Origin of the sequence: Streptomyces sp. NPDC093225, assembly GCF_044753805.1 — a bacterium.
Classification (GTDB): Bacteria; Actinomycetota; Actinomycetes; order Streptomycetales; family Streptomycetaceae; genus Streptomyces.
The window spans coordinates 76,148-85,397 of the sequence record NZ_JBIVNX010000034.1 but is presented as its reverse complement, the minus strand read 5'-3'; the positions used below and the strand labels follow the sequence as shown (position 1 = coordinate 85,397).

The following is a 9,250-nucleotide window of genomic DNA, read 5'->3' as shown; positions in this document are numbered from 1 at the left end:
ACCAGTACGACAACCGCTACCTGTGGATGTCCCTCAAGCGCATCATCGGCTCCCACTTCGCCAACTACCGCGAAGCCTGGGAGGCCAACCGCCTCGTCGCCAAGGGCAAGATCCACCCGACCCTGTCGAAGACCTACCGGCTGGAGGACACCGGCCAGGCCGCCTACGACGTCCACCGCAACCTGCACCAGGGCAAGGTCGGCGTGCTCGCCCTCGCGCCGGAGGAGGGCCTCGGCGTACGCGACCACGAGATGCGGGCGAAGCACGTCGACGCGATCAACCGCTTCCGCACGCCCGCGAACTGAGAACGCCGGTACCGAACGTTCCTGAGGAGAGTGACGAAAACATGGCGAAGAAGTCATCGGTGGTGGGGATCGTCGGCCTCGGCACGGTGGGGGAAGCCTTGCTGGCCATGGTGCGGTCCGCGGGGTACGACGTCATCGGGGTGGACAGCGAACTCGACGTGCTGGCCCGTGTCGATCGGCGGATGAAGGCGGCGGACGCCGAAAGCGGTACGGAGAGCGGGCACGGTCAGGGCAGTTGGACGCTGACCCACGAGGTGGACGGCCTGGGCACGGCCGGGGTGGTCATCGAGGCGGTACCCGACGAGCAGTCGGTCAAGAGCGACGTGCTGCGGCGCCTCGACGGCGTGTGCCCGGATCGCACCGTGTTCGTCAGTACCGCGTCGTCGGTCTCGCTCACCCGTCTCGCGGCCGCCTCGGGACGCCCGGCCAGGACGCTGGGGCTACGGTTCGGGCGTCCACCGGCTCCCGGGACCGCCGTCGAGCCGGTCCGGACGGCGATGAGCTGTGACGACGCCGTTGCGGCACTCGACGCGCTGGTGGCCGACACCGGTCTGGCCGTGAAGCCGCTCGGCGCCCGCGTCGGCGACGACGCCACCGCGCTGGTCTACGCGTACCTCAACCGCGCCGTCGCCATGGTCGAGGCCGGCCACGCCGACCAGGACTCCGTGGACACGGCCATGCGCCTGGGCTGCGGGCTTCCGGCCGGGCCGCTGGAGACCGTGGACCAGGTGGGCCCGGGCACCGTCCACGCGAAGCTGCTCGCCCTGCACGCGAGCACCGGCGACGCCGCGTACCGCCCGGCGCCGCTGCTCACCGCGATGGTCGAGGCCGGGCTGGAGGGGCGGGCGGGCGGCCGGGGGTTCTACGCCTACGACGCGCTCGGACGGCCGGAGGGCACCCGGCACTCCGTGATGAGCGCACCGGTGGGCTGCGCCGTCCGCACCGTCGGCGTGATCGGCTCGGGGACGATGGCACGGGGCATCGCCGAGGTGACCGCCTCCGCCGGCCTGCCGACGGTCCTGGTCGCCAGGGACCGGGCCAAGGCGGATCTCGCGCTGGCCGCAGTCGATTCCTCGCTGGCGAAGTCGGTGGCCAGGGGCAGGCGGACGCCGGAGGCGATGGCGTCCGCACGGGCCCTGCTCACCGCGGCCGACGACTGCGCGGCCGTCGCCGACTGCGACCTGGTGATCGAGGCGACGGCGGAGGAACTCGACGTGAAGCGCGCGGTGTTCGCGACCCTGGGGGGCGTGTGCCGGCCGGGGGCGCTGCTGGCGACCACCACCTCCAGTCTCTCCGTCGCCGCCTGCGCCGAGGCCTCCGGGCGCGACCACGACGTGCTGGGACTGCACTTCTTCAATCCGGCCCCGGTGATGAGGCTGGTCGAGGTCGTGCGCGCGCCGCTCACCAGCGATCAAGCGCTGAGCACCGCGAACGCCTTCTGCGCCGCGCTCGGCAAGACGGCCGTCCCGTGCCAGGACCGGGCCGGGTTCATCGTGAACTACCTGCTCTTCCCCTATCTCGCCGACGCGATCCGGCTGTTGGACCGTGCCGACGTGGACGCACGGGAGCTGGACGCGGCGGTGGAGAACGGCTTCGGGTACCCGATGGGTCCGTTCGCACTGCTGGACACCATCGGTCTCGACGTCTCACTGGCCATCCTGAGGCGGCTGAGCGACGAGTTCCCCGAGCCGTGCTACGCACCGCCGACCGTGCTGGAGCAGCTGGTGGCCCGTGGCCATGTGGGCCGCAAGAGCGGTCAGGGGTTCCTCCGCACACGAAGGAACCCCTGACCGCCGCTCAGTCCCGGGGTCCGGAGCGGCGGGGGGCCGGGGGGGGGGGGCGGGGCGGGGGGGGGGGGGGGGGGGGGGGGCCCCCGCCGGGGGGGGGGGGCGCCCCCCCCCCCCCCCCCCCCCCCCCCCCCCCCCCCCCCCCGCGGGGCCCCCCCCCCCGGCGGCGGGGGGGGGGCCCCCCGCCGCGGAGGTGGCTGCGGCGTGGCCGGGCCCGTCATCGGTGTCTCCGACGGCACCTTCGAGCCGGTGACACCACCCAGGTCATTCCGCCGCCGGTCGAGGGGCGGCCATCTCCCAGAATCCGTCCAGCCAGGCCATGATGTCGTGCATCACGTAGTGGTCCGCATTGGGCCGCAGTGCCGAGAGCAGGAACGACCGCGCTCCCTCGGACGGCACGCCCAGCACGGTGACACGCGGATCGACGCTGCCGTCGGCTCGCACCGGATGCCCTTGTGTGGTCAGGTCCAGCCCGCCCGGCACGAAGGTCTCACCGTCCTCGGACCTGTTGATCCACAGACGCACCACACCGCGCTCCAGGAGGTTGCGGTACAGGGGCAGTGCGTCGAGCCGCGGATCGAACGGGTGGATCCGTGCCTCCACGAGGACGTCGAGCTCCCGGGAGGTCCCCGTTCGGGGCCCCTCGACCATCAGGCGCCCGTGTTCCTCGTCCAGCCGGAGACGAGCACCGGGGCCCGTGGAGACGTCGACGATGCCGTGCCGGACGAGCGCGCCGACCTTCTCCATGATCTCGGCGGCGGCACCGTTGGCCAGCCTGTTGTGGTGGCGCACGTAGCGGTCCAGGAATCTGCGCTGGGACCGTGGAACGAGTCCGGCGTCGTCGACGGCATAGGAGATGACGGACCTGAGGTCGCGCCAGACGCCGTCAGCCGCCGCCTTGTGCGGGTTGCGCACGTTCCCGTGCTGCGCCCAGAGTCCGTCGTGCTCCATGAAACGCAGCACCGCGCGCCGCTGGTCGGCGGCGGTCTCCTGCGGTTCGACCGGGGAGACGGTGCGCCACCAACTGAACCGGTTCCCCCCGGGGGCGGTTTCGAGCCCCCACGGAGAGCCGCTCCCTTCGAGCGCGGGGCCCGGCGGCAGTCCGTGGTCGATCCGGTGTGCCACCTCGGACGCCAGGGAGGGGCCGTACACCGACTCCACCCAGTGGAGCAGCACCTCGCGGACCGGCCAGTCGGCGCGCGCCTGCGCGGCCGGTACCGACACGGTGCCCCGCACCACCTCCGCCAGGAGGTCCGCCACCTCGCCGACCGCCTCCTCGAGCGGTCCCAGCAGTTGCTCGGGGTCCTCGCTCGCCTCGCGTGGGCCCGTGACGAAGGCCTCGGCGCACACCGCGGCCCCGCGCGTCAGGAAGGAGTCCGAAGCGGGGCCGAACAGTGCGGCGTAGTGGAGGTGTGCCATCTCCAGGACGGCGAGGGGCAGGACGTCCTGGTCGAAGTCGAGCTGGAGCTGCTTGCCCGAACCGTGCGCGACCGGCCGGCCCACATGGGTCCGCAGCCGATCGATCGCGTCGGTGGTGAAGAACCGCCCGGTGTGGTCTCCGGGGCCGCCGTCCCGCTCCTTGTGGTTGGCGGGTCGTGCGAAGGTGAACAGGCCCGTACCGCTGAAGGCGACGATGGAGGCCGGTTCGTTGCCGCTGGGCCGGTAGACCAGTCCGTTCACCGGATCGTCGTGGAACGTGCCGCCGCGGCCCTCGGTGAGGCAGAGGATCGCGTCGATGGCGGTGAGACCCATGCCCGCGCATCCGACGACCGTACCGGGACCGCAGTGCTCGACGTCGAGCGCGACGTCGAGGGGATACGGCTGCGGTACGTACTGCACGCCGGTGCGTTCGGCGAACTCCGCCAGCTGCCTGGAAGCGGGCACCCGTCGCGGGTCGTGACCGCTGTGGCCGGTCAACAGCACCACCGCGTCCGCGGGGTGGACCGCCGCCCCCTCGCCGGTGACCACGCGAAGGCAGTCGCCCGACGGGCGCACGTCGACCACTTCGGCGGTGTGGAGTTCCACTTCCACTGCCGGGTGCGCACGCAGCTCGGCGGCGAAGGTGTCGAACATGTCGCGCAGGGCCAACCCGTGGACGTAGCGCTTGGGCCAGTCGCCGGGGCCGACGGCGAAGTCCGGCTCCCCGGTGCGGGCGAACTGGCGGCGGCACCACTCGTACAGCGTGGGACGCTCCGCCGCCGGACGAAGCGGGCCGGCGCCGACGACGCTCTCGTCCGCCGCGAACCCGACCTGGCAGGCGATGCGGTTGAGGTAGCTCGTCCGCGCCTGAGCGGGGTCGTGGGCCTGCCCCGCGCCGAACGCACCGGAGCGGTCGAAGACGTGCACCTCCAGCCTCCGTCCCGCGTCCAGCCGGCCGATGGTCGCCGACAGCCTCTCCAGGAGGTAGGTGGCGCGTGGCCCGCCTCCGACCAGCGCGAGTTTGAAGGGCGGCGCGGGCTGCTCGAAGGCGGCTGCTTGGGCGGCGGTCACCGGGTACCTCTCTTCGTGGATGCGATCGTCCGCCGACGGAACGACCGAATGTCAGCGACGGCGTGCTTTCACCAGGCGGTCAAGGGCGGAGAGGAAGGAGTCGATCTCCCCGGCGGTCATGCATCCCATGGTCGACAGCCGGAAGAAGTCCTGGGCCAAGTGCTCCTGGGCGCTGTAGATGACGAAGCCGTCCCGTCGCAGCCCTTCGTGGAGTTCGGTGTAGGTGAGGCCCTGCGGGATCCGGACGGCGGTCAGGGCGGCGGCCCGCTGCTCCGGCGGCAGGAGTATCTCCAGGCCCATCTCCTCGAGGCCGTCGCGCAGCCGCTGCGCGAGCCGCGTGTAGCGGTCCAGGCGGGCTCCACGGCCTTCCGCCAGCGCGAGGTCGAGCGCGGCGTCGAAGGCGTAGAAGGCTGGGATGCCGGGTGTGAAGGCGGGGGCGGCCGCCTCTTCCTGTGCCCGGTAGTGCCTGTGCAGGTCCAGGTAGTAGGTGCGGCGCAGCCTGGTGCCCAGTGCGGCGAAGGCGTCCTTCCGGGCCGCGACGAAGCTGAGCCCGGGTGCTCCTTCGAGGCACTTGTTGGACGAGCCGGCGAGCCAGTCGGGGACGTCGTCGCGCAGCGAGAGGGCCTCGGCTCCGACGCTGCTGACCGCGTCCACGACGACCTCGCGCCCGTGCGCGTGGGCGATCGCGGTCACCGCGGCCACGTCGTTGAGCATGCCGGTGCTCGTCTCGTGGTGCACCACGCCCACGTGGGTCAGCCCGGGATCCGCGGCCAGCAGCCGGTCGAGCGCCTCGAGGTCCACCGGCGTACCCCAACCGAGTTCCCAGCGGTGGGTCCGGACGGCGTGCGCCCTCGCGATGTGGTGCAGCCGCTCGCCGTAGTGGCCGTTGTCGATCACCAGCAGCCCGCCCGCCTCGGGGACCGCGGAGCTGATCGCCGCCTCCACCGCGCAGGTTCCGGAGCCGGTGAGTATCACGGCCGTGTGGTCGTCGCCTCCCCCGCAGACCGCGGTCGTCTTGCGCCGTACCCGGGTCAGCAGCCGGGAGAACTCCGGTTCCCTGTGGCACATGTCGGGTCCGGCGAGCGCGGCACGGACCCGCTCGTCGGTCATCACCGGACCGGGGTTCATCAGGACCGGCCTGCGCGGCTGTCCGCCGGGGCCGACGCCGGGGCCTTCCTCGGAGCGGAGGCCCTCCGCGATGCCGAACGTCATGCGGAGATCGCCTCCATGAACCGGGCCGCCGAAGCCGGCGGGGACAGGGCCGGACGGCCGAGCCGCGGATCGGACCCGGAGGCGATCCGCACCCGGACCAGCTGGGGGCCCCCGACACGCTGGGCGGCCGCCACCGCGGTGGTGAGCTCGACGGCCTTCGTGACGTCGTGGGTCGCCCGATAGCCGCACGCCCGCGCGATCGCGCCGAAGTCGACGGCGGCGGAGGCGGTGGGCTGCCCACCGGTGGACTCGTACGACTCGTTGTCGAGCAGGACGTGCAACAGGTTGGGCGGCGCCAGACGGCCGATGGTGGCCATGGCCTCCAGCCGCATGAGCGCGGCGCCGTCGCCGTCGAGCACCACCACCTTGCGGTCCCTGGCGTGCAGCGCCACCCCGAGGGCGACGCTGGAGGCGCAGCCCATCGAACCGACCACGTACAGGTTCCGCCCGCGATCCCAGTCCCGCTCCAGCTCCCGGGCCGTCTTGCCGGTGGTGGCGACCAGGCAGCTGGCCGGGTCCATGCTCTGCACGACACGACTGATCGCCTCGGCGCGCCGCATCAGGCCGCTGCGCTCGTGGGGCGGTGGGCCGGCGGCGTAGGGGGCGACGGCTCCCTTGGGAACGACGAAGGCGAAAGGCAGCCCGGTGGCCTCCATGTGGGCCTTGGCCTCGTCGAGCCGGGCCGCCAGCACGGCGGGTTCGTCGGGGAGGATCTCGTTCCTGATCTGCATGGCCGTCAGCATCTGAGGGGTGATCTCGCCCATCAGCTCGTGCTGCGGCTCGTCGGGGGAGCCGGGCCGGCCCCGCCACGTGACGAAGAGCAGGACCGGAAGCCGAAGCGTGTGGCACAGCGAGGTCAGCGGGTTGACGGCGTTGCCGAGTCCGGAATTCTGCAGGATCACCACCGGCGTGCGCCCGGCGAGCCGCGCACCAGCGGCCACGGCCACCGCCTCGCCCTCGTTCGCGGCGATGAGGTACTCCTGCGGGTACCGGTCCTGCAGACAGCTGATGACCGGGCCCAGGTACGAGCAGGGCACCCCGGTGAACGGGCCGAATCCACGCTCGCGCACCAGGTCGACCATGGTCGTCGCGTCGAGGCCGAGAACCGTGGTCGCGCTCATCGCTGTGCCGCCCGCTCGGAGCCGACCGGCGTGAGGTCCTCCTCGGGCCCGGTCTCGTAGGCGGCGATGAAGCGGGCCTCGTTCCGCTTCTGCTCGCTCATGCCCTGCAGTTCGAACACGGTGGCGAGCGGTGCGATCCGCTCCTCGACCCCAGTGGTCCGGCCGTCCTCGAGGATGGTCCGGAAGGTGTGGGTGACCGCGGTGATCCCGGCGCGCAGGCCGTGGTTGGCGTAGATGACCATCTTGGCGCCCGCGGCGCCGAGTTCGTCGGCCGTGATGGTGTGGTAGGTGGTCGGTACCACCACCACGGGCGTGGGCTGCTGCCACGCGTCGAGGAACTCGAGCACCGGCTCGGGCGAGTCGCTCTTCGCGTGGATCAGCACCGCGTCGGCGCCGGCCCGGACGTACGCCTCACCGCGCCGCAGCGCTTCGTCCATGCCCTGCCCGGCGATGAGCGCCTCGATCCGCGCGATCACCACGAAGTCCGGGTCGCGCTGGGCTTCCTTGGCTGCGGCCAGCTTGCCGCAGAACTCGCCGACGGGGGCGAGCTCCTGTCGGCCGGGGATGAAGCTGTTGACCTTGGGGAAGCGCTTGTCCTCGATCGATATTCCGGCGATGCCGGCCGCCTCGTAGCGGCGGACCATGTTCATCACGTTGTGCGCGTTGCCGTAGCCGGCGTCGGCGTCGGCGATGACGGGGGCGTCGATGCTCGCCGCCATGGACCCGGCCACCGAGAGCAGTTCGCTCATCGTGAGGATGTCGGTGTCCGGCACGCCCTGCGATGCCGAGATCTCCAGACCGCTCGACCAGACGCCGTCGAAACCGGCCCGTTCGGCGAGGCGTGCGCCCAGCGGATTGTGGGCGCCGGCGAGCCGCACCACACCCGGGCCTTCGAGCAGAGCGCGAAGGCGGGCGGCACTTCCGAGGCCGCCGTGGCCAGCCCCGGCGCCGTTCTGCCGCTCGATTCCTGCTATTTCATTCATAACGGTTCTCCCGCTGCGCGAGTTATCGAAGAGGGGCCGCAACGGCATTGGCGTCGACGCGCGACGAGCAATGCTCGGACGGTTATGTGGGACCGACCGCAAAGGGGCTACAGAGGCTGAAGCCTTTCGATCGCATCACACGGCCCGGTCGTGGGATCGTTCGGGTTCGGTCGATGGGAGAGCAGCTGGGCCCATGCCTGCCGCTGAGCTTACGGCCAGTCATCCCACCGGAAAACCACAACAAGGCCCCACGTCATCAGGTCTTAAGTGAGGGTTTAGCAGCACCCCAGCACGGCAAGTAGGAGCGATTTAAGGCCGTTGTGAAATTATGGCTGAGGAGCCGCTTTGCAGTGCTTATCCGAGCGGTTCCCGGTGATAGAAGGGATGGCGATGTTCGACCGAATAATGGAGCGATTGCACGACCCGGCCGTGTATTCCATACCGGCAGTGGCGTTGCTGATTGCGATCGAACTGCTGGCCATCAAGTTCGGAAATGACGAGGAACTGACGGGCTACGCCCTGAAGGACCATGCCGCCAGCATCATGACCGGGCTGGGAGCGCTGGGGTGGTCCACCCTCATGCGCGTCGTGGCACTCGCGCTGTACGTGCCGGTCTACGAGTACGTAGCGCCCTTCCACCTGTCGCCGTCCTTCTGGGGCACCTGGGTGGTGTTGTTCTTCGGGGTGGACTTCCTCCTCTACTGGTACCACCGGGCGTCCCACGGGATCCGGCTGATCTGGGCGGGGCACCAGGTCCACCACTCCAGCCAGTACTTCAACCTCTCCACGGCCCTGCGCCGCAAGTGGGCGCAGTGGTTCGAGAAGATGATCTGGCTGCCGCTGCCGCTGCTCGGGGTGCACCCGGCGCTCGTGTTCGCCACGCAGTCCGTCCACCTCCTCTACGGGCTCTTCGCCCACACGGAGAAGATCCGCAAGCTCCCCAGGCCGATCGAGTTCCTCCTGGTGACGCCGTCGCACCACCGCGTCCACCACGGCATCGAGCCGGAGTACATCGACAAGAACTTCGCCAGCATCCTGATCATCTGGGACCGGATCTTCGGCACTTTCCAGCCTGAAGTGGGGCGTCCCACCTATGGGCTGACCAAGCAGATCGAGACGTACAACATCTGGAAGATCCAGGTGCACGAGTTCGCCAACATGATCCGGGACGTCCGGCAGGCGCGCACCTGGGGCCACCGCCTCGGCTACGTCTTCGGCCCCCCGGGGTGGCGCCCCAGCGAGACGCGCCCGAAGGCGGTCGCCAGGTCCGCCTCCGGTACCGCGACGGCGGCCGACTGACCCCGCCGGGCCCCACCGCATTCCTCACGGCACGACGCAGCACAAGACCCAGA

At 71.1% G+C, this 9,250-nt stretch carries 6 protein-coding genes and 1 pseudogene; 3 read left to right on the top strand and 4 right to left on the bottom strand.

The window, feature by feature from the left end; translation table 11 throughout:
- Both ACIQCH_RS27015 and ACIQCH_RS27010 read left to right on the top strand, forming a co-directional pair.
- A pseudogene (locus ACIQCH_RS27015) lies at positions 1-305 on the top strand (crotonyl-CoA carboxylase/reductase); the annotation flags it as partial.
- A gap of 41 nt (positions 306-346) precedes the next feature.
- Positions 347-2,095 (top strand): 3-hydroxyacyl-CoA dehydrogenase family protein, encoded by a 1,749-nt coding sequence (locus ACIQCH_RS27010; RefSeq protein WP_402584979.1) that lies wholly within the window; start codon positions 347-349, stop codon positions 2,093-2,095.
- 261 nt (positions 2,096-2,356) lie between these two features.
- Here ACIQCH_RS27010 and ACIQCH_RS27005 read toward each other — a convergent pair whose 3' ends face one another.
- Genes ACIQCH_RS27005 through ACIQCH_RS26990 form a run of 4 tightly spaced genes read right to left on the bottom strand, consistent with a single transcriptional unit; the run spans position 2,357 to position 7,898 of the window.
- Complete coding sequence (locus tag ACIQCH_RS27005; protein WP_402584977.1) at positions 2,357-4,582, bottom strand: FAD/NAD(P)-binding protein; 2,226 nt, start codon at positions 4,580-4,582, stop codon at positions 2,357-2,359.
- 51 nt (positions 4,583-4,633) lie between these two features.
- A complete protein-coding gene (locus ACIQCH_RS27000; protein ID WP_402584975.1) occupies positions 4,634-5,794 on the bottom strand; it encodes a pyridoxal-phosphate-dependent aminotransferase family protein in 1,161 nt (386 codons plus the stop codon).
- Entirely contained in the window at positions 5,791-6,915 is a 1,125-nt protein-coding gene (gene aepY / locus ACIQCH_RS26995) for a phosphonopyruvate decarboxylase (RefSeq protein ID WP_402584973.1), read from the bottom strand. Before aepY ends, ACIQCH_RS27000 begins: the two co-directional genes overlap by 4 nt.
- Entirely contained in the window at positions 6,912-7,898 is a 987-nt protein-coding gene (locus ACIQCH_RS26990; protein ID WP_402584971.1) for an isocitrate lyase/phosphoenolpyruvate mutase family protein, read from the bottom strand. Before ACIQCH_RS26990 ends, aepY begins: the two co-directional genes overlap by 4 nt.
- Before the next feature lie 447 nt (positions 7,899-8,345).
- On the opposite strand from ACIQCH_RS26990, the gene ACIQCH_RS26985 reads away from it, so the two are divergent.
- Positions 8,346-9,197, top strand: a complete 852-nt coding sequence (locus ACIQCH_RS26985; RefSeq protein WP_402584969.1) for a sterol desaturase family protein — start codon at positions 8,346-8,348, stop codon at positions 9,195-9,197.
- Positions 9,198-9,250 lie beyond the last annotated feature (53 nt).

Coding starts and splice junctions, on each gene's coding strand:
- ACIQCH_RS27010 (WP_402584979.1), top strand. CDS start 347: ATGGCGAAGAAGTCATCGGTGGTGGGGATCGTCGGCCTCGGCACGGTG.
- ACIQCH_RS27000 (WP_402584975.1), bottom strand. CDS start 5,794: ATGACGTTCGGCATCGCGGAGGGCCTCCGCTCCGAGGAAGGCCCCGGC.
- aepY (WP_402584973.1), bottom strand. CDS start 6,915: ATGAGCGCGACCACGGTTCTCGGCCTCGACGCGACGACCATGGTCGAC.
- ACIQCH_RS26990 (WP_402584971.1), bottom strand. CDS start 7,898: ATGAATGAAATAGCAGGAATCGAGCGGCAGAACGGCGCCGGGGCTGGC.